This is a genomic window from Candidatus Baltobacteraceae bacterium (genome assembly GCA_036489885.1).
In the GTDB taxonomy this organism is placed as follows: Bacteria; Vulcanimicrobiota; Vulcanimicrobiia; order Vulcanimicrobiales; family Vulcanimicrobiaceae; genus JAFAMS01.
The window spans coordinates 747,025-766,065 of sequence record DASXEW010000001.1; the positions used below are offsets into that span (position 1 = coordinate 747,025).

Here is a 19,041-nt window from a genome sequence, read left to right on the forward strand (position 1 = left end):
TGCCCCTCCGTTTGTGTGCTTAGACTTCCCCCGATGTGCTTTGAACGTAGACGCCGCCGAAGCGTCCCTTGACGCAAAGGTGGCCGCTCGTGACGCCGTTTTCGATCGGCGACGTCACTTTTACGATAGAGTTGTCTTGTACATGAAGCGTCAAGGTACAGCCGACGCCGCAGTACGAGCAAATGGTATCCGTGGCGGTCTGCTCTTGTTCGTTCCAGGTTCCGGATTCACGCATTTCGTGCTCGGAACTGAACATGAGGGCACCCGTCGGGCAGACGCCGATACAGTTGCCGCAGTAAACGCAGGCCGAATCCGGTAACGGAACATCGAACTCGGTCGAGATGTGCGCGCCGAAGCCGCGTCCCGCCATCGCGATGGCGAACGTGTTTTGCGCGTCGGTCCCGCAGGCTTCGACGCACTTGTAGCACGCGATGCATTTCGAATAGTCACGCACGTACAGCTCGTTGTCGACCTTGACCGGTTGCGCCACCGTCTCCGCATCGGGACCATACCGGCTCGGATCGGCGTCGTATTCCGCGATGTAGCGTTGCGCGTCCGGTGCGGTCGAAAGGTCGACCGACGAGCCGAGAAACTCGAGAACCATCTTGCGGCTGTGACGCACGCGGTCCGAATCGGTCTTCACGACCATGCCGGCTTCGGCTTTTCGCGCGCAGGATGGAACGAGCACGCGTGAGCCTTCGACTTCGACGACGCAGACGCGGCAGGCATTCACCGGTGTGAGATTTTCGAGATAGCAGAGCGTCGGCGTTTCGATCGCGGCTTGTCGGCACGCGTCGAGCAACGTCATGCCTTCGGTGACGGTGACAGTCTTACCGTCGAGCGTCAGCTCGAGCGTGCGCGGCGGCGCTTCGACCGGTGCGTGTGGAATGATCATCAAAGTAGTCCCAATTTGAGAGCTGAGTCGATGGCGCCGGCAGCAGTCTGTCCCAAACCGCAGATCGATGCGTCGCGCATCACGCGCCCGATGTCGGCAAGCAAGTCGACGTCGACCGCGCGTTTGTCACTCGGCGTGGCCGCAATACGTGCCAGCGCCTCCTCCTGACGAACGGTGCCGACGCGGCAAGGTACGCACTGGCCGCAGGATTCATCGTGAAAGAAGGCTGCGATACGATGCAACGTGTGTCCGAGATCGATCGAATCATCGAACACCATGACAACGCCGGAGCCGAGCGTCGTACCTGCGGTACGCGTCGCTTCAAACGTCAGCGGCATCGAAAGCTTATCGGGCGCCACGAACGAGCCGGCGGCGCCGCCCATCAACACGGTGCGCAACTTCTTGCCGCCGCGCACTCCTCCGCCCATCTCGATCAGTTCGCCGAGCGTCGTCCCGAACGGAACTTCATAAACGCCGGGCTTCTCGACGCAGCCGGAAAGGCAGAACAGCTTCGGCCCGGTCGAGTTTTCGATGCCGATCCGCGCGAACGCGTCACCACCTTCGTGAATTATGAGCGGAAGGCAAACGAGCGTTTCGACATTGTTGGCGAGCGTCGGTTTTCCGAACACGCCGGATTGCGCAGGGAAGGGCGGCTTGTTGCGCGGCTCACCACGCTTGCCTTCGATCGAATTGAAGAGCGCAGTCTCTTCGCCGCAAATATACGCGCCGGCGCCGCGGCGAATTTCGATATCGAAATTCATGCCTCTGCCGAGAATGTTCTCGCCGAGAAATCCGCGCGCGCGGGATTGATCGATTGCGTTTTTCAGCCGCGTAGCCGCGAGCGGGTACTCGCCGCGAATATAGATGAAGCCGTGGTCGCAACCACCGCCGAGCGCCGCTATCGTCATCGCTTCGATGACCGCGAACGGATCGTTTTCCATCACGACCCGGTCTTTGAACGTTCCGGGTTCGGATTCGTCCGCGTTACATACGAGATAGTGCGGACGCACCGATTCTTTCGCGACGGCGTCCATCTTGCGTCCGGTTGGAAACGCTGCGCCGCCACGTCCAAGCAGCTTGGAGGCGACGACTTCGCGCACGACGCCGGCCGGACCGATCTCGAGCGCGCGGCGCAATGCGGCAAAGCCGCCGTTCGCGCGATACTCGTCGATGTCTTCAGGGTCGACCTTTCCGACGCGCGCGAGCAATTTGAACGGACCGCCGCCGATATTGGGACGTGACGCACCGTTGCGCGAGGCTGAACCGATTGCCGCGCCTTGTGCAAGGCCGGCGATGTCGCCGGCGTTCATCGGCGCGATTGCGCGCCCTGACGCTACCGGTCCGGCTTCGATCACGAGCGCAGCGGGAGCGCGTTCGCAGAGTCCGAGACACGGACTGCGCAGCCAGGTGAAGCTGCCGTCTTTCGATGGCGTACCGGCTTTGCCGCAGGAGCGTTCGAGCTCGGCGCACAGCGCGTCCGCGCCGCTTGTTTGACAAGCGATGTCGTCGCAGACGTGGATGACCTTCGGAGGCTGTGGCTTCATCGAGAACATCGCGTAGAACGTCGCGACGCCGTAGGCTTCGGCGGGTGCCACGTTCAGTCGCTCGGAGACGAGATTCAGCGCGCCGCCGCTGATCCAACCGATGCGATCGTTGACCGCATGCAGGGCCGGTAGCAGAAGATCGCGGCGTGGAATTTCCGCGTCGAGAAATGCGTCGATTGCCGATCGCTCTTCGTCCGTCGGTTGTGCCGACGTGAAGTGCAGATCCGGCACTAGGCGCTCACCGCTTGACCGGCGGCCGCGGCCGTACGGCGTACCGGAGCCACCTTTTCGATCGCAACCGCCGCAGCTTTGAACTCAGCCGTTCCGGATTTGGGATCGATCGCATCGATCGTGAGGACGTTCGTTGCAATGTCGTCGTTGAAGTGGAACGTCGTGAACACGAGGCCGGCACGCAGTGCCGGATCGATATGCACGGGCATTTCGACTGCGCCGCGGCGTGAACGGACGCGAATGGTTTCGCCTTCCGTGAGACCGTAACTCTTTGCATCTGCCGGGGAGATGTCGAGCGATTCGCCGCGGCGTAACGGCGAGACATAGCCGCCGCTTTGCACGCCGGTGTTGTATGAGTCGAGCCGCCTGCCTGTCGTGAGGCGTAGAGGGAACTCGTCGTCGAGTTTCTCGACGGGCGGATCATCCTCGACAGCCGCGAACGGCGCGCGTGCTCCTTCGATCGGATCTTCCCATAGCCGCGCGTGCAAGAAGACTTCGCCCGGATGGTCGAGGTTGTAGCACGGCCACTGAATCCCGCCGAGCTGCTCGAGCCGCTCGTACGTCATGCCGAGATGCCAGGGTGAAAGATTGCGGCACTCTTCCCACATCGACGCGGGCGAAACGTCGCCCCAATCGGAGCCAAGCCGTTTCGCTAATTCGGCGATGATCTCGATGTCGTCGCGGGCTTCACCCGGTGGGTTGAGCGCTTTGCGTACACGCTGTACACGACGCTCGCTGTTCGTCACGGTTCCCTCAGATTCGCACCAGCTGGCCGAAGCGGGCAAGACAACGTCCGCGAGCTCGCCGGTCTTGGTGAGGAAGATGTCTTGAACGATCAAGCACTTCATGCCGGTCAGCAGACGGAGTGCCTTTTCTTGGTCGGCTTCCGACTGCGCCGGATTCTCTCCGATGACGTAGAGCGTATCGAGCTCACCATGTTCGGCAGCTTCGAACATCTGCGAGAGATTGTGACCGTTGCGCTCGGGAAGCGGTGATGTGTGCCACGCGGCTTCGAACTTTGTACGCGCCTCGGGGCTTTCCACGTCTTGTCCGCCCGGATATTTGTTCGGAATTGCGCCCATGTCGCCGCCGCCCTGGACGTTGTTTTGTCCGCGTAGCGGACAGACGCCGGAGCCCCAGCGGCCGACATGGCCGGTCAATAGCGAAAGATTGATCAACGAACGCACGTTGTCGACGGCATTGTGATGCTCGGTGATGCCGAGCGTCCAGCAGATGATCGCGCGCTCGGCGCGTGCGTACGCGTGCGCGAGCTGGCGAATTGCAGCGGCCGGCACGCCGGTGATCTCCTCCGCGTATTCCGGCGTGTAGCGCTCGACGCACTTTTTGTACGCTTCGAAGTCGGACGTCGCGCGTTCGATGAATGCGCGATTCTCGAGACCTGCGGCCAATATCTCATGCCCGACTGCATTTGCGAGCGCGATGTCGCTGCCGACTTCGAGGCCCATCCAGAGATCGGCCCACTGCGCGCTGCTCGTACGGCGAGGATCGACGACGTACGTTTTCGCGCCGTTATGAATTCCTTTGAGGACATGATGGAAGAAGATCGGATGCGTTTCACGCGCATTCGAGCCCCAAAGAATGATGAGGTCCGTCTCCTCGACCTCGCGATAGGAACTCGTTCCCCCGCCTGCACCGAACACTGTCGTCAGACCGACGACGCTGGGAGCGTGTCAAGTCCTATTACACGAGTCGATGTTGTTGCTGCGCATCACCGCCCGCGCAAACTTTTGCGCGGCGTAGTTCATCTCGTTGGTTGCCTTCGAACAACTGAACATCCCGTACGTCTTCGTCGCGCCACGCTCGCGTGCGTCGCGCAGACCAGCCGCTGCGCGCTCGAGCGCTTCGTCCCACGTCGCTTTGCGAAGCTTACCGTTCTCACGGACAAGCGGATGCTGCAGTCGAGTGTAAGGCTTCATTTGCAAGGTCTCATTGTCAGATGGCTCCGTCGGTGTGGAGACGTTCGAGGTCGGCTTTCGAGTAACCAAGCTCGGTGAGGATCTCTTCATTGTGTTCCCCGAGTAGCGGCGGACGTTTTATGTCGGCCGGCGAGTCGGAGAGGTTGAGCGGGCAGCCGACGGTGTAGAACTCGCCGCGCTGCGGGTGCTCGACTTTGGCGATCATGTTTCGCTTGCGCAGCGATTCATCTTCGAGCAGTTCACGCATGTCGAGGATCGGCCCGCATGGGACGTCGATCTCGTTACATTTCTCGAGGACTTCGTACTTCGTAAATGTGCTCGTCCATGTTTCGATGAGCTTGAACATTTCATCCAGCTTCGGAAGACGCGCCTCAGGCGTGGCCCACGCAGGATCCGTGGCCAATTCAGGCTTGCCCATCGTCTTGCACAGGGGCTCCCAAATCTGCGGTTGGATGATCATGTAAACGTAGTCGTTCATGCCGCCTGGTTTGCACTTGAGCGCCGCGCCGGGTTGTCCGCCGCCCGATGCGTTTCCCGAACGCGGAACGACGCCGTTGAAGCTCTTGTTCGGATACTCGCGCAACGGTCCGTGCGTCAGACGCTGCTGATCGCGCATTTTGACGCGGCAGAGGTTCAAGACGGAATCTTGCATTGCGCAAACGACGCGTTGCCCGCGTTTGGTGTGCACATCGCGCTGATAAAGCGCTGCAAGAATCGCCGCAACAGTGTGGATTCCGGTTCCCGAATCGCCGATTTGCGCGCCGGTACTCGTCGGAGGTCCGTCTTCCCATCCCGTCGTGCTCATCGCACCACCCATCGCTTGCGCAACGGTCTCGTACGCCTTCGCGTTCTCGTAGTTCCCGGGGCCGAAGCCCTTGATCGAGGCGTAGATCAAACGCGGATTCAGCTCTTGCATGCGCTCCCACGTGAAGCCCTGGCGGTCGAGAACGCCGGGGCCGAAGTTCTCGACGATCACGTCGCAGTTACGCAGAAGACCTTCGAAGATCTTCTTGCCTTCGGCATGCTTGGTGTTGAGCGTTACGCTGCGCTTGTTGCAGTTGAGCATCGTGAAATACAAGCTGTCGACGTTCGGAATGTCACGCAGCTGTCCGCGCGTGATGTCGCCGCGTCCCGGCAGCTCGACCTTGATGACGTCTGCGCCGAGCCACGCAAGAATCTGCGTCGCCGATGGTCCGGCTTGCACGTGCGTCATGTCGAGCACGCGTACGCCGGATAACGCCTTGGTTTTCGTTTGTTCGCTAACAGCTGTCATGGCGATGGACCGAGCGCAGGGCAATGGTGAAATAGCAACGGCGTAGTAGCGAGGTCGGCCTGGGGCGGAGCGCCTTTGAAATAGGTGTCACGGCTATTTATACATGGTCTGGTTTTCAGTCCCCGGCGCGTATGCGTCGGGGTCCAACCAGACGTTGATGATCGCACAGGTTCCGGAAGCACGCGCGCGTTCGAGCGCCGGACGAATCTGTCCGGGTTCCCGGACGGATTCGCCGTAGATGCCGAGCATATCGGCGAACTTCTCGAAATCGACTTCGCCGAGATAATTCCCGACGTCGCCGCGCTCTTTGCCGTACTTCTGAATCTGTCCGCAGCGGATTTGATTCATGTACATGTTGTTGCCGACGATCGCAATGTACGGAAGCCCGAACCGGATCGCGGTCTGTATGTCGAAGCCGGTCATGGCAAATGAGCCATCGCCGAACAGCGCAACGACTTCGCGTTTTGGTTGCGTGAGCTTGGCCGCCATTGCGAAACCGGTCCCGACGCCGAGCGTTCCGAGCGGACCCGGGTCCATCCAAAGTCCCGGACCTTTCGGGCGTACGACGTTGCCCGCAAACGTGACCACGTCGCCGCCGTCACCGACGAAGATCGAGTTGTCGGTGAGGAACTCGTCGATTTCATACGCGAGACGGTATGGATGAATCGGGTTGGCGTCGCTCTTCAGTTTCGGGAGACGCGCTGCTACGGCGGCATCCTCTTTGGCGCGCAAATATTTCACCCACTCGTTGCGACCGGGGGCCCCGTTATTGCTGCGGCCGGAGACGGCTTGCGTCACCGCGGCTAAGATCGCACCGACGTCGCCGACCAAACCGAGATTGATGTCACGATTGCGTCCGACCGTCGTGTACGACATGTCGATCTGCACGACAGTCGATGACTTGAGGCTCTTGCCGTAACGCAGACGGAAATCGAATGGTGTTCCGACGACGATCGTGACGTCGGCTTCGGCGAACGCATCACGCCGCGTGAGCTGAAAGTTCAGCGGATGATCGGGTGGGAGCGTTCCGCGGCCTGCGCCGTTCATGTAAGCCGGGATGTTCAGTTTCTCGACAAACGTGCGCGCCGCATCGGTTCCACGGCACGTCCAAACTTGCTGGCCGAGCAATATGCACGGCTTTTTAGCCCGAACGATAATGTCGGCGAGCTTCTCGATATCGGCCGGATCGCCGATGCTGCGCGTGGAGGCGCGATATTCGCCGGCTTTCGGGAGCACTGCTTTGGACGGATCGATCTTAAGATCGAGGACGTCGCGCGGAATCTCGAGATACGAGGGGCCGTATGCGCCGTTGAAACTTTCGCGTGCCGCCATCGCAACGAAATCGCCGATGCGTTCGGTCGTCGGAACCGAGGTTGCGAACTTCGTTATCGGCCGCATGATGTCGACGTGAGCAAGGTTTTGCAGACCGCCCATCATGTGTTGCGAGAGCGCAGACTGTCCGCCGATCAAGAGCATCGGACTTTCGGCACGGAATGCATTGGCGACGCCGGTAACGGAGTTCGTCGTGCCGGGACCCGCGGTAACGACGGCGCATCCCATCCTGCCGGTCATGCGCGCGTAACCATCGGCAGCGTGTGCTGCGACTTGCTCGTGACGGACGTCGATGATCTTGATGCCTTCATCGATGCAGCCGTCGTAGATGTCGATGATGTGGCCGCCGCAGAGCGTGAAGATTGCGTCGATGCCTTCGGCTTTGAGCGCTTTGGCGACGAGATGGCCACCCGACGTCTTTTGCTCCGGCGGCTCGCCGTTGATTTTGGGAAGCTCTTTACCGGCTGGAATCGTTTGCGCCATGCGTCTCTCCTAGGTCGTTCGTGTACTGCGTCACGTGCGCAGCCAAATTCAATGCGTGATTGCGGACGAGCCGTTCTGCGAGATCCGCGTCACGCGCCTCGAGGGCTTCGATGATGTGCATGTGGTCGACGATCGATTTTTCGAATCTGCGGTTCTCACCGATCGAACGGTGGCGGATCGAACGGACGTGGATCAAGATGCCTTCGGCCGTTCGCGCGAGCTGTTTGCAGTGCGAGAGCTCGAGAATGCGTTGATGAAATTGAAGATTGGCGTCGGAGTATTCGTCGAGCTTGGCGGCAATACGGTCGCCGTCAAAGGTGGCGAAGATATTGCGCAGCGACTTGATTTCTTCGTCGGTGGCATTTGTCGTGATCAAGCGGGCGGCCATGCTCTCGAGCGCTGCCCACACGGTGATGACCTCGACGAGCTCGGCGCGATTCTTGCGCACGATGAAGTAGCCGCGCCGCGGAAGATTCTGGACGAGGCCTTCATGCTCGAGGCGAGCCAGAGCCTCGCGAATCGGCGTCCGGCTTACGCCAAGCTTGGCGGCAAGCCGCCGCTCGTCCAGACGAAGTGCCTCCACCGGCGACTCATAGATATTGGTGGCCAGGATCGCGGCGCGCAGCGCCTCATAGGCACGCCGCCGGAAGCTCGCGTCGGATTCGATCGGTTCGAGAGAAAGAACGGACATCGCGGGATCCATCAGTCTGCTAGCAATAAAAACTGGCTCTTCGGAATACGGTATACCAGGAAATTTCCCTGCAAAAGGGGCCCGGCCCACTAGACCGCGCCCCTCCGAATTTCACACTGACCCTTCGTCTTTATGCCTTGACGGTTACCGGGGTGTAGCCCTCGCGAGCCGGGACCTTTTGCGAGCTGATGATCTTGTGCGCGGCTTCCGAGTCGGGGCTTGAGCACGGACCCGCGGCAAACTCGCCGCCGGCGCGATCGTGGATCGCGAAGAACTCACCCTCCGATTTGCGCTTAGTCTTTGGCAGCAATATCCCAGCGTAGGTTTCCTGGACGGCCTCGTGGTCGCAGTCGCGCCAATACGCGGGTTGCCTCTTGCCGCAGTCGTAGTGGTGGCCTTCGAACGCTGCAATGAGCTTCTCGGTGTCCGTCGAGCCGGCAGCGTTGAGTCGGTCAACGACTTGTTCTCCCGTGATGAACCCGAGATACTGGCGCCAGTTCGGCGGAAAGCCGACGGCGCGTGGCTTGATTTGATTCCAGATATATTCGGTCCGTGCGCCGCCTGCATCCGGACCCCAGACGTAACCCCAGAGCGATCCCGCGATTTCTTCGGTCGGCATGCCGACCGCGACTTCGTTGCCGCACAGAATGCCGCCGACTTTCATTTTCTTGTGTAGGCCTTGGCGCACGAACGCGCTGACCGAGTTTTGTGTATCCGGGCCGTAGTTGCAGAACACCATGACGTCGGCATCGGTGTTGCCGGCCTTCGTCATATACGACGAGTATTCGGTTGCGCCGAGCGGATGCAGATCTTCGCCCACGACCCGGCCGCCGTGCGCCAGCAAAATCTTCTTGAATCGGTCGCGACCGTCGGTGCCGAACGCGTAGTCGGCGACGATGAAGTACCATTTTTTGCCCAGCATCAGAAGCGAAGGGCACGTAGCGTTCGCAAGCATCTGAAGTGAGGCCGTGGCTCGAAAACAGACACGGTTGACTTTCGCGCCCGTGATGTTCGTATCGTGCGTTCCGATTGCAATGAAGAAGTTACCGAGCTCTTCGGAGGTCGCCGAAACGGCCAGACCGACGGCAGACGAAAGTCCGCCGACGAGAAGGTCGACCTTCTCTTGCAAAACCAGGCGCTTCGTTTCATTAACGCCCGTCGCTGGTTTCGATGCGTCATCACCGCGAAGGAGCACGTACTTGATGCGATTGTTCTTTTTCATCGCAATATCGAGTGCGGCTTCAAGGCCGGTCTGCTGCGATTCGCCTGCCGCAGCATAGACGCCGGAGAAACTATCGACGTGCCCAATCTTGATCGTCGCACCGCCACCGGCTGCGATTACCTCTTTCGGGGGCGGTAGCGGAGCCGCACCGACGGGACGCGTCTCGAGCAACGGGAATCCAAGAGCGGTAGCCCCCGCGATCCCCAGTGCGCCGGTCCGGCGAAGAAACTCAGAACGCGGAACGTCAGCGTCTCGTCTAAATTCGGGCATGCAAAAAACCTCCCCCGTGGAACGCTCATTCAAAAATCCGCGTGCCGAGCGAAAGCTCCTCCCACTTGCTGCGTCTAAAGGACGAGAACTTTTTGTACGAATGTCGAAGGTTCAGAGATTATCATGACTGCGACGCAAGATGAACGAGCGGAACCAAAAGTCGTCCTTCTCGTGCGCTTGCTCAACGCGATCGACGAGGGCCGTCATTCGTTCGCAGACTTGAAGCTCCGCATCGCCGACGGAAAGCCGCCCAGCACGCGAACGTTACGGCGTTACCTCTCGATTTTGGCCGACGCCGGATTCCCATGGTATTTTGACCGGCGACTGGGGACATACCGGTTCAGCGAAGGCTACAGTCTCAAGCGCCTCAACCTATCTTCACGCGAGCTGTTTGGCCTCGTTACGCTCAAACGGCTCGGCGCTTCGCTGGGTGGGACGCTCGCGAGCGCGATCGAGGATGCCGCATCCAAACTCGTCGAGATCGCGGACGCACGCGGTGCGGTTCAGCTCGAGACGGGTTCGTCGCTTGCACTGCGCATCGATCAAGTCGTGTTGGAGCCTGAAGCCGAGCGCGTCTTCGAATCGCTGCGTGAAGCCGAGATTGCGCGACGGCGTGTATCGTTCAAGTACATCGACAAGAAAGGCGCGCGCAGCGAACGCAACATCGATCCCTACGGATTCATCGTGTCGAGCGGACGCGTCTATCTCGTCGGTTACGATCACACACGCTCCGACATGCGCGTCTTCGCGGTCGACAACGTAAGCACGCCGAAGATCTTGCCGAATCGGTTCGAGCGTCCGGCCGATTTCGATTTGAACGCGTTCGGCGCGCACTCGCTGTCGGGCGTCCATCACTCCTCAGCGCCCACCGAGATCACGATTCGATTTTCGTCGATCGTCGCAAAGGCCGCGCGGCGAGCGCGCGTCGCGCCGCAAAGCAGCTTCGTCGAACAGAGCGACGGTTCGCTCGAAATTGTTTATGCGGTCGCCGATCCGCTCGAGATCGTGCGATGGTCGCTAGGATGGGGCGGCGAAGCCGAGGTTACCGCCCCGGAGTCCGCGCGCGCATCGGCGCGCGAGATGATCGAACAGATAGCAAGGCAATACACACGTTGAAACATTCTCGAGTAACGCTTGGCCTAGGGGCCGCTCTTTTCGCGGTGCTTGCTCCGCTTTGGGCGAGCGCCGACATTCCGCAGGGTGAACCGGTCGCGGGGATTCGCTGCGATAAGATGGAGGGGACGGCGTATCACATCCACTCGCACCTTGCAATCAACAATCATGGCCGTGCAGTCGCGATTCCGGATTCGGTCGGCAGACCGATTTTCGGGCAGTGTTTCTACTGGTTGCACACGCATACGCCGGATGGAATCATTCACATCGAATCGCCGGTCGTGCGGACGTTCACGCTGGGACAGTTCTTCTCGGTGTGGGGCGAGCCGCTCTCGCGCACGCGCGCGTCGGACGCGAAGCTCCGGCGCGGCGACAAGATGACGGTCTGGGTGAACGGCAGCCGCTACAGCGGTGATCCGCGCGCCATCCCGCTCGCGCAACACACCGATATCACGATCGACGTCGGCGCTCCGGCGTCTCGACCCGCGCCGTTTACGGCCTGGAACGGGCAGTAGCGCTAAGCACCGCCGAGATAAGCGGCCGTGACGTCCGCGCGCTCGAGTAGCTCCTTTCCGGTGCCTTCGAGCACGACGTTCCCGCGTTCGAGAACGTAAGCCCGGTCTGCGAGAGCGAGCGCAGCGCGCGCGTTTTGTTCGACCAGCAAGATCGAAGCGCCGCGAGCGCGTTCCTCACGAATGATCGCGAAGATCTCAGCGACGAGTTTCGGAGCGAGTCCCATCGACGGCTCGTCGAGCAACAGAGCTAAGGGACGCGCTACGAGCGCGCGTGCGATTGCGAGCATTTGTTGCTCGCCGCCCGAGAGTGAGCCCGACGGAAGATGACGGCGCGTGCCCAAGATCGGAAAGCGTGCGAACATCGCGTCGATGTCGGTGCGGATTTCGGAGTCTCGCCGAATTCCGGCGGCAATCTGCAAATTCTCTTCGACCGTCAAGTGCGCGAGCATCCGCCGGCCTTCCGGTACGTGGGCCAAGCCGCGCCTTACGATTGCGTGCGGGCTCATCGTGGTCACATCCTTGCCGGCGAATCGCACGCTGCCCCCGCGCTTGGGGACGATCGACGAGATCGTACGCAAGAGCGTCGTCTTGCCTGCGCCGTTTGCGCCGACGATCGCGCAAAGCGTTCCTTGCTCGAGCGCGAGCGAGACGCCATGCAAGATTTCGATTTTACCGTAGCCGGCGACGACGCGTTCGACTTCGAGCAGCGCCATCAGACTGCGGCTCCGAGATACGCTTCGATGACCGCGGGATCGCGCGCAACGTCAGCCGGCGTTCCCTCGGCGAGTACCGTGCCGAAATTCAGCACCGTGACGCGGTCGCAGACCCTGCGCACGAGACCGACATCGTGCTCGATGAGGAGCACGCCGATGCCCTCATCTGCAATCGAGCGAACGAGTGACGCCAGCGCAAGCGTTTCGCTGGGATTCATTCCCGCCGCCGGTTCGTCGAGCATGAGAATTGCAGGCGCCGACGCGAGCGCTCGAGCGATCTCGAGTCTTCGTTGTTCGCCGTATGCAAGCGAGGATGCAATTGTGCGCAAGTCGACGTCGTGCATGCCGGCGCGCTCGCAGAGCGCGAGCATGGCGTTCGTATCGAGATCGCTGCGGCGGATTGCGCCCGCGCGCAAATTGTCCTCGACGTCGAGCGCAGCGAACAATCGGATGTTCTGATAGGTTCGCGCAATTCCGCAGCGTGCGATCCGATAGGGCGGCTTCCCGTCGAGGCGCACGTCGCCGAGCGTGATCGTGCCGCCGGCCAGCGAGACGATGCCCGTAGTTGCGTTGACGAGCGTCGTCTTGCCGGCGCCGTTAGGTCCGATCAAGCCGACGACCGTGCCCGCTTCGATCCGCAGGCTTACGCCCGCAAGCGCGTCGACCCCGCCGAACCGGACGCGGACGCCCTCGAGCGCAAGCGCCATTAGGCGTTTCCGATCTGCGCGGCCGGTTTCTTGCGCACGCTGCTCCAGATCGCCGAGATTCCGCCCGGTGCGAAAACGATGACGAGCAAGAGGACGACGCCGCTAAGCACGTCGCGGAAATCTTGCAGAAAACGGAACGCCTCCGGCAATATCGTCATCACCGCCGCACCAAGAACCGCCCCAACCGGTGATGTGACGCCGCCGATCACACAGTACACGAGGATTTGTTCCATGCGACCGAACGCAAAGTCGGATGGCGTCAGAAAAAAATTCGTGAACGCGTACAGGATGCCGGCGCATCCCGCGATGGCGCCGGCGCACGCCAAGGTCACGACGCGCACGCGACCCGTGTCGACGCCGACGCCGGCTGCCGCAGATTCGTCTTCACGTGTAATGGCCTGCGCAAGCGCAAAACGCGAGTTACGTGCGGCATAGAGAATTACGCCGATTACGATCAGCGTCGCGTAGATCCACTGAGTCGAGAGCAACGGCGGAATACCGTTCAGTCCGTCGCCGCCACCGGTGATTTGCAAATTGTACGCGACGATGCGGACGATCTCGCCGAACCCGATTGTCGCGATCGCGAGGTAAACGCCGCGCAACCGCTCTACGGGTAATGCAAGCAACGCGCCGACGAGCGCGGATGCGGCAATTGCTACGGGCGCAGCGAGGGCGAGCGGCCAGCCGAACGTGACCACCCCAATAGCACAGATGTAGCCGGCGATCCCCATGAATGCCGCTTGCGCGAGCGCGAGCTGTCCGGCGCGCAGGCAGACGGATAGCGAGAGCGCGAGAATCGCGTTGATGCCGATCTGATCGACGAGCGTGTGGTAGCGGGTGAAGAGCGCGACGAGTTCGTGCACTTAGGCAGTACGGAGTGCGCGGCGGCCGAGGATACCCGCCGGTCGCGCAATCAAGATCACGAACATGACGCCGAAGGCGATCGCGTCGCGCCAACTCGACGAGATGAAGGCCACCGCGAGCGTCTCGGTGATGCCGAGGATGAATCCGCCGATCACGGCGCCGGTGATGCTGCCCATTCCGCCTAAAATGATGACGGCCAGTCCCTTGAGTTCGATGCGGCCACCCATGTCGAAAACGACGCTATTATACTGAAGGCCGGCGAGAACGCCGGCGGCTCCCCCCAGCGCCGAGGCGATGAAGAACGTCAGGGCGATCGTCCGTTCGATGTCGATCCCGAGCAGGGCCGCGGCCATCCGGTCGTCGGCGACGGCGCGGATTTCCCGTCCGAGTTTCGTCGAACGCATGACGTACGCGAGTGCGATCATCAGCACGATTGATGCGCCGAGAATCGCGACGTCGAAAAACGTGAAGGTTACCGGCCCCAGTACGATCGGCGATGCTTGCCGCACGAGCGAGGGAAATTGGTGATCGTTGACGCCGTAAATTCCGCGCGCAATGGCTTCCACGATAATCGCGAACCCGATACTCGAGATCAGCGGCACGAGCGTCCCGGCGTTGCGGCGCCGCAGCGGCGCAAACGCGACGCGGTCGAGCACGATGCCGGCGAGTCCGGCCACCAAGATTGCGACGAGCATTCCCACGGCTAGGGGATAACCGGCTAGCACGACCGAGAGACAGACGAACGCTGCGAGCATGAAGATCGCGGCGTGCGCCAGATTCAGGATATCGAGGACGCCGAAGACCAGAGCATAGCCTATAGCGAAGAGCGCGTAAGTTGCTCCGAGGAAGATTCCGTTGGCGAGCTGCTGTGTTAGAAGTATGCGAAGCCGCCGGGTACGATCTTCAAGATCACCGGTGCGCTGCGAACGTCACGATTGCCGTCGAACGCGATCGGACCGAGAACCGTTTGCGAGATCTTCATATTGCGCAGACCATCGCACATCGCGCTCGGCGTCGATGCGCCCGAACGAACGAGCTGGGCAACGACCTGCGCAGCTGCGTACGATTGCGCTGCGAACTGATCGGGCAGCGAGCCGAACGCTTTCTTGTACCGGGCAACGAAAGCTTTGTTGCCGCTGTAGCTGTTGTCGATAAACCACGCTGCTCCGACGACCGCGCCGACGGCACCCTGACCCGCCGCATCGACCATCTTCGTTGAGTTGAGGCCATTGCCACCGACCATGTGCACATGCAGGCCCAGCGTACCGGCTTGCGAGATGATCTTCGTGGCTTCATCGAAGAGCGCGCCGAGGACGAGCACATCGGGCTTTGCAGCTTTGATCTTCGTCAGTTGCGCTTGAAAGTCGACGTCCTTCGTGTGATAGGTCTCGACGTCGACGATATTGACGCCGCGCTTTTTCATTTCATCGGAGAACACGTTGAAGTCGGTCTTCGTGAACGCATTGTCGTCGCCGTAGATGATTGCGGCGGTTTTGTACTTCCAAGCCGCGTATGTCTTGGCGACGGTCGCGGGGACGACTTGCTCTTCGGAAAGCGCATCGCGGAACACGCAGGGACCTTGACGCGTGATGCCCGGGGCGGTGTTCGAAGTCGCCAGCACCGGAATGTTCGCGCGCACGGCGATCGGTTGCGCCTTGAAAGCCTCGGCCGAAAGCGTCGGACCCAGAACGATTACGCTGCCGTCGGTCGTGAAACGCTGGAACAGGTTTGCGGCTTGGTTCGGATCGGTCGCGTTATCACCGACATCGAAGGTCAACGTGCTGCCGCCGGTGTTGATGATCCCGGCTTTCATGTCGTCCATCGCAAGCAGGTATGCGTTCTTTTGCGAGACGCCGTAGACGGCCGCACCGCCGGAGACATCGGCGACGACGCCGGCCTTTATGCTCTTGCCGGCTCCGAACGTGGGAGTAGCAACGAGAAGAAGTGCGCAGGTTAACGCGACTATTTTCAACATGCGGGCGGCATTACGTCGCAGCCTACGCGTGCGCCTCTAGCCACGGGCGCATCGCGCGCATCAGCGCCGCGAAGCGCGCATCGGTTGCCTCGCATGAAGCGCTTGCGCTGTAGACGGCAACGACGAAACGTTCGCCGCTTGCCGTGACGAGGATGCCGCCGTCGTGCGAGACCTCTTCGGTGTCGCCGGTTTTGTGCGCGAACGCGTCGCCTGCATTGATACCGGCGGAGAGTTTGGTATTCCACTCTTGCCGCGCAAGCAAAGAAAAGAGCAAGCTCGCGCCGGGGAAGGAGTGCGTTACGATCGCACGCATGAGCACGGCGGCGTCGCTGGCCGGATGGGTATTGCGTCCGAATTGCGCCGGATCGCGCAGAAGCGGATGTCCTCCGGAGAGTTTGCGCCGCAGACCGGTGTCGAGTAAGCCGAGCTCGGCACGCACGACCGCCGTCGCGCGCTCACGGCCGGCCAGATCGAAGAGCTGGTTCGTGGCGACGTTGTCGGAGCGCACGATAGAAAGCGTGCACAGCTCTTCGAGGGTGCTCGAATAGCCCGCGACCAGCGGCGAAGGTTCGTCGTTCGCCGTGAGATTCGCAGGATCGATCGGGTGGGGTCCGGGCGCGATCTCACCGCGCCCAGCGAGGATAAGAGCGGCGGCGACCAACGGCACTTTGACCATGCTAGCCGGGTAGAGCGGACGCCGGGGGGCGTAGGCAGCGGACGCGCCGTCCCGCACGCATGCGACTGCGATTGCCGGGCGTATGAGGCCGCTCTGCTCTGCGAGGAGAGCGAGCTCGGCATCGGTCAGCCGCAATGAAGGGCCTTGCGTGTAAGTACTTGCATTCGTCGTGGAATTTGCGGTATGCTGTGCATGCAAGTACTCACTTACATAAGGACTGTCCCGCTCCATGTACCTCAAACTCGCGCACTTCGATGGTGCCAGTGATTCACGAAGCCTCCTGGCCGCCGTCGAAGCCTCAGTTGGAAAGAACGACCGGACGCTCACGCTTGGTCTCGATGAGATCGATAGCTTAGACGCGGCCACAATGAACGGTCTGATCACCGCTTTACGCCGCATGCGCGACGCGAAGGGGACGGTTCGTCTGCACGTCACGCGTCCGGATTTGCTGGTAACGCTCCGCGAGACCGGCCTCGATAAGGTGTTCAAGGTCGTCGCGACGCCCGATGAGCCGCGCCAGAAACCGGTTCGGAAGCGCAAACGCCGCAGTGGCGGGGTACGAAAGATTGCCGGGGGGATGGCGGGCGGCGTATTTCTTGCACTGCTGATCCTGGGGGCGCGATAGATGCTGCAAACGCACGAGCAGGGTGTCGAAGGCTCGCCGACGCGGGAGCGTATTTTGCGTGCCGCGCGCGCCGTCTTCGAACGTAATGGAACACGCGGCACGACCACACGCGAAGTTGCAGAACGCGCGGGCGTTAACGAAGCGACGCTCTTCCGTCATTTCGGCAACAAAACAGCGTTGCTGGAAGCGATGCGCGGGTGGAGCCTCGAGCAGCTGGGATTCGATGCGGCACTCGAGTCCTTAACGGGCGAGATCGAAGCCGATCTGGTTCAGATTTGTACTTCGCTATACGAGCGCATGATGCGCAACCAAGCCATCATTCGCATCAGTTTGGCAGAAGAGGAAACCGACCCCGACCAGGTGCCGTCATGCCTGCGGGGACCAACCGAAATCATGCAGCGCCTAATGAGCTATCTCCAAACGCAAGTCGATCGGGGAGCGATACGCGGAAATCCGCGGCAGCTCGCAGCGCTGATCATGGGAACGATGTTTGCACTGGCAATGAAGTCCAAGAAGCTCGACTGGGGCGACGAAAGCCGCCCGCAGGCGCTGATCCCGGCTTTTGTCGATGCAATTCTTCACGGGGTGAAGAGATAAACTTGGAGACCAAAGAATCCGCCTCTACTGCGCCGCGTCCGGCAAACGGACCGAGCACGCCGTCCAGCGACGGCAACGGCAGCAGCGAGACGAAAACAACGAAGGGTCGCGGACCGTCGGGTCCGGCCCGTCAGATGCTGATCGTCGGCGGCGTCATCGTCGTGTTGCTCGTGCTGTTTTACGGCATTCGTTTCATAGCGTACGCAACGACGCATCAATCCACTGACGACGCGTATGTCGAGGCCGACATCGTAACGTTGACGAGCAAGATCTCCGAGCGCGTACAGACGATTTACACGGACACGAATCGCCACGTAAATAAGGGCGATTTACTGATCCAGCTCGATGACAAAGACGAGCGTACTCGCTACGCGCAAGCGCTGGCCGCCTATCAGGCGGAGCAAGCTACCGCGAACGCCGCCAAGCAGAATCTCGCGCTAACCCGCCGGCTCGTCGCCGCTCAAACGACGCAGGGCAAGGGCGGCGTGAGCGCTGCGCAGTCGGGCGTTGCGAACGCCCAGCAGAACGTTTCCGTCGCAGAAGATACGGTCAATCAAGCACACTCGCAGCTCAGCGCCGCCAACGCCGCAGTGCCGGCCGCGCGCGAAGCACTTTCCAAAGCCGATGCCGACAACCGCCGCACGCAATCGCTCGTCTCCACCGGTGACGTCGCGCAATCCGATTTGGACGCGACTCGTGCCGAATTACAGCAAGCACGGGCGCAATATCAGCAGGCGCTGGATAACACGAAAGTTGCGCAATCTGCTCTCAGCTCAGCCGTGCAGAAAGTGTCGGCCGCGGAATCGCAGGTTGGGGTTCAGCTCGGTCAATTGACCACGGCACAAGGCACCCTTGCCGCAAACGAATTGCCGGAGCGCGTCAGCGTGCAATCCGCGCAGACGGTTGCCGCCGGCGCACAAGCCGGCTCGCTCGCCGCGCAGCTGCGTACCGCCAGCGATCAGCTTTCGTACACGAAGATCTACGCTCCGATCACCGGGTACATCGGGCAGAAGAGCGTCGATCTCGGTCAGCAAGTTGGGCCGGGCGCCGCGCTAATGACGATCGTCCCGCTCAACGCGATCTACGTTACAGCTAACTTCAAAGAGACACAAATGGGCAACATTCGCAAGGGCGATGAGGCCGATATCTCCGTCGATGCGTACCCGGGCGTGCGCTTCCACGGAACCGTCGGAACGATCTCGCCGGCATCACAGAATACGTTCGCGCTCGTTCCCGCGCAAAATGCGACCGGTAACTTCGTCAAGGTGACGCAGCGGATTCCGGTGCGCATCTACGTCGACGGTGCGTCGAAGCCGCTCGCTGACGTGCCTCTGCGTCCGGGAATGTCGGTCGTCGCATCCGTTAAAGTCAAGTAGGT

Annotated in this window: 18 protein-coding genes; 5 read left to right on the forward strand and 13 right to left on the reverse strand. The window is 61.1% G+C overall.

What is annotated here, in order from left to right; genetic code table 11:
- Window positions 1-19: 19 nt before the first annotated feature.
- From VGG22_03525 to VGG22_03555, 7 genes are all read right to left on the reverse strand, one after another.
- Complete coding sequence (locus tag VGG22_03525) at window positions 20-895, reverse strand: 2Fe-2S iron-sulfur cluster-binding protein (protein HEY1727434.1); 876 nt, start codon at window positions 893-895, stop codon at window positions 20-22.
- Window positions 895-2,670 carry an NAD(P)H-dependent oxidoreductase subunit E gene (locus tag VGG22_03530; GenBank protein ID HEY1727435.1) on the reverse strand — a complete coding sequence of 592 codons (1,776 nt, stop codon included), beginning with the start codon at window positions 2,668-2,670 and terminating at the stop codon, window positions 895-897. Before VGG22_03530 ends, VGG22_03525 begins: the two co-directional genes overlap by 1 nt.
- Window positions 2,670-4,607 carry a molybdopterin-dependent oxidoreductase gene (locus VGG22_03535; GenBank protein HEY1727436.1) on the reverse strand — a complete coding sequence of 646 codons (1,938 nt, stop codon included), beginning with the start codon at window positions 4,605-4,607 and terminating at the stop codon, window positions 2,670-2,672. The genes VGG22_03530 and VGG22_03535 overlap by 1 nt, the downstream gene beginning before the upstream one ends.
- A gap of 16 nt (window positions 4,608-4,623) precedes the next feature.
- Window positions 4,624-5,880 (reverse strand): formyl-CoA transferase, encoded by a 1,257-nt coding sequence (frc, locus tag VGG22_03540; GenBank protein ID HEY1727437.1) that lies wholly within the window; start codon window positions 5,878-5,880, stop codon window positions 4,624-4,626.
- A gap of 93 nt (window positions 5,881-5,973) precedes the next feature.
- Window positions 5,974-7,695, reverse strand: coding sequence for a thiamine pyrophosphate-binding protein (locus VGG22_03545; GenBank protein HEY1727438.1), 1,722 nt, complete (start codon window positions 7,693-7,695; stop codon window positions 5,974-5,976).
- Window positions 7,670-8,386: a GntR family transcriptional regulator gene (locus tag VGG22_03550; GenBank protein ID HEY1727439.1), complete on the reverse strand. Its 717-nt coding sequence runs from the start codon at window positions 8,384-8,386 to the stop codon at window positions 7,670-7,672. The genes VGG22_03545 and VGG22_03550 overlap by 26 nt, the downstream gene beginning before the upstream one ends.
- Window positions 8,387-8,516: 130 nt before the next feature.
- On the reverse strand, window positions 8,517-9,878 hold the full coding sequence (locus tag VGG22_03555) for an ABC transporter substrate-binding protein (GenBank protein HEY1727440.1): 1,362 nt from the start codon (window positions 9,876-9,878) through the stop codon (window positions 8,517-8,519).
- A 123-nt stretch (window positions 9,879-10,001) separates the two neighbouring features.
- Here VGG22_03555 and VGG22_03560 point away from each other — a divergent pair, with 123 nt between their 5' ends.
- Window positions 10,002-10,994, forward strand: a complete 993-nt coding sequence (locus VGG22_03560) for a WYL domain-containing protein (GenBank protein ID HEY1727441.1) — start codon at window positions 10,002-10,004, stop codon at window positions 10,992-10,994.
- Window positions 10,991-11,506, forward strand: a complete 516-nt coding sequence (locus VGG22_03565; protein ID HEY1727442.1) for a hypothetical protein — start codon at window positions 10,991-10,993, stop codon at window positions 11,504-11,506. The genes VGG22_03560 and VGG22_03565 overlap by 4 nt, the downstream gene beginning before the upstream one ends.
- Window positions 11,507-11,508: 2 nt before the next feature.
- On the opposite strand, the gene VGG22_03570 is transcribed toward VGG22_03565, so the two are convergent.
- From VGG22_03570 to VGG22_03595, 6 genes are read right to left on the reverse strand one after another with little or no spacing between them, the layout of a single operon-like run.
- A complete protein-coding gene (locus VGG22_03570; protein HEY1727443.1) occupies window positions 11,509-12,219 on the reverse strand; it encodes an ABC transporter ATP-binding protein in 711 nt (236 codons plus the stop codon).
- Window positions 12,219-12,926 (reverse strand): ABC transporter ATP-binding protein, encoded by a 708-nt coding sequence (locus VGG22_03575; protein HEY1727444.1) that lies wholly within the window; start codon window positions 12,924-12,926, stop codon window positions 12,219-12,221. The genes VGG22_03570 and VGG22_03575 overlap by 1 nt, the downstream gene beginning before the upstream one ends.
- Entirely contained in the window at window positions 12,926-13,789 is an 864-nt protein-coding gene (locus VGG22_03580; GenBank protein HEY1727445.1) for a branched-chain amino acid ABC transporter permease, read from the reverse strand. Before VGG22_03580 ends, VGG22_03575 begins: the two co-directional genes overlap by 1 nt.
- On the reverse strand, window positions 13,790-14,671 hold the full coding sequence (locus VGG22_03585; protein ID HEY1727446.1) for a branched-chain amino acid ABC transporter permease: 882 nt from the start codon (window positions 14,669-14,671) through the stop codon (window positions 13,790-13,792).
- A complete protein-coding gene (locus tag VGG22_03590) occupies window positions 14,662-15,765 on the reverse strand; it encodes an ABC transporter substrate-binding protein (protein ID HEY1727447.1) in 1,104 nt (367 codons plus the stop codon). The genes VGG22_03585 and VGG22_03590 overlap by 10 nt, the downstream gene beginning before the upstream one ends.
- 22 nt (window positions 15,766-15,787) lie before the next feature.
- A complete protein-coding gene (locus VGG22_03595) occupies window positions 15,788-16,576 on the reverse strand; it encodes a serine hydrolase (GenBank protein ID HEY1727448.1) in 789 nt (262 codons plus the stop codon).
- Window positions 16,577-16,670: 94 nt separating this feature from the next.
- Between VGG22_03595 and VGG22_03600 the strand changes: the two genes are divergently transcribed.
- Genes VGG22_03600 through VGG22_03610 form a run of 3 tightly spaced genes read left to right on the forward strand, consistent with a single transcriptional unit; the run spans window position 16,671 to window position 19,039 of the window.
- Entirely contained in the window at window positions 16,671-17,066 is a 396-nt protein-coding gene (locus tag VGG22_03600; protein HEY1727449.1) for an STAS domain-containing protein, read from the forward strand.
- Window positions 17,067-17,663, forward strand: coding sequence for a helix-turn-helix domain-containing protein (locus VGG22_03605; GenBank protein HEY1727450.1), 597 nt, complete (start codon window positions 17,067-17,069; stop codon window positions 17,661-17,663).
- Between the two features lie 2 nt (window positions 17,664-17,665).
- On the forward strand, window positions 17,666-19,039 hold the full coding sequence (locus tag VGG22_03610) for an HlyD family secretion protein (protein HEY1727451.1): 1,374 nt from the start codon (window positions 17,666-17,668) through the stop codon (window positions 19,037-19,039).
- The last annotated feature ends 2 nt before the right edge of the window (window positions 19,040-19,041 follow it).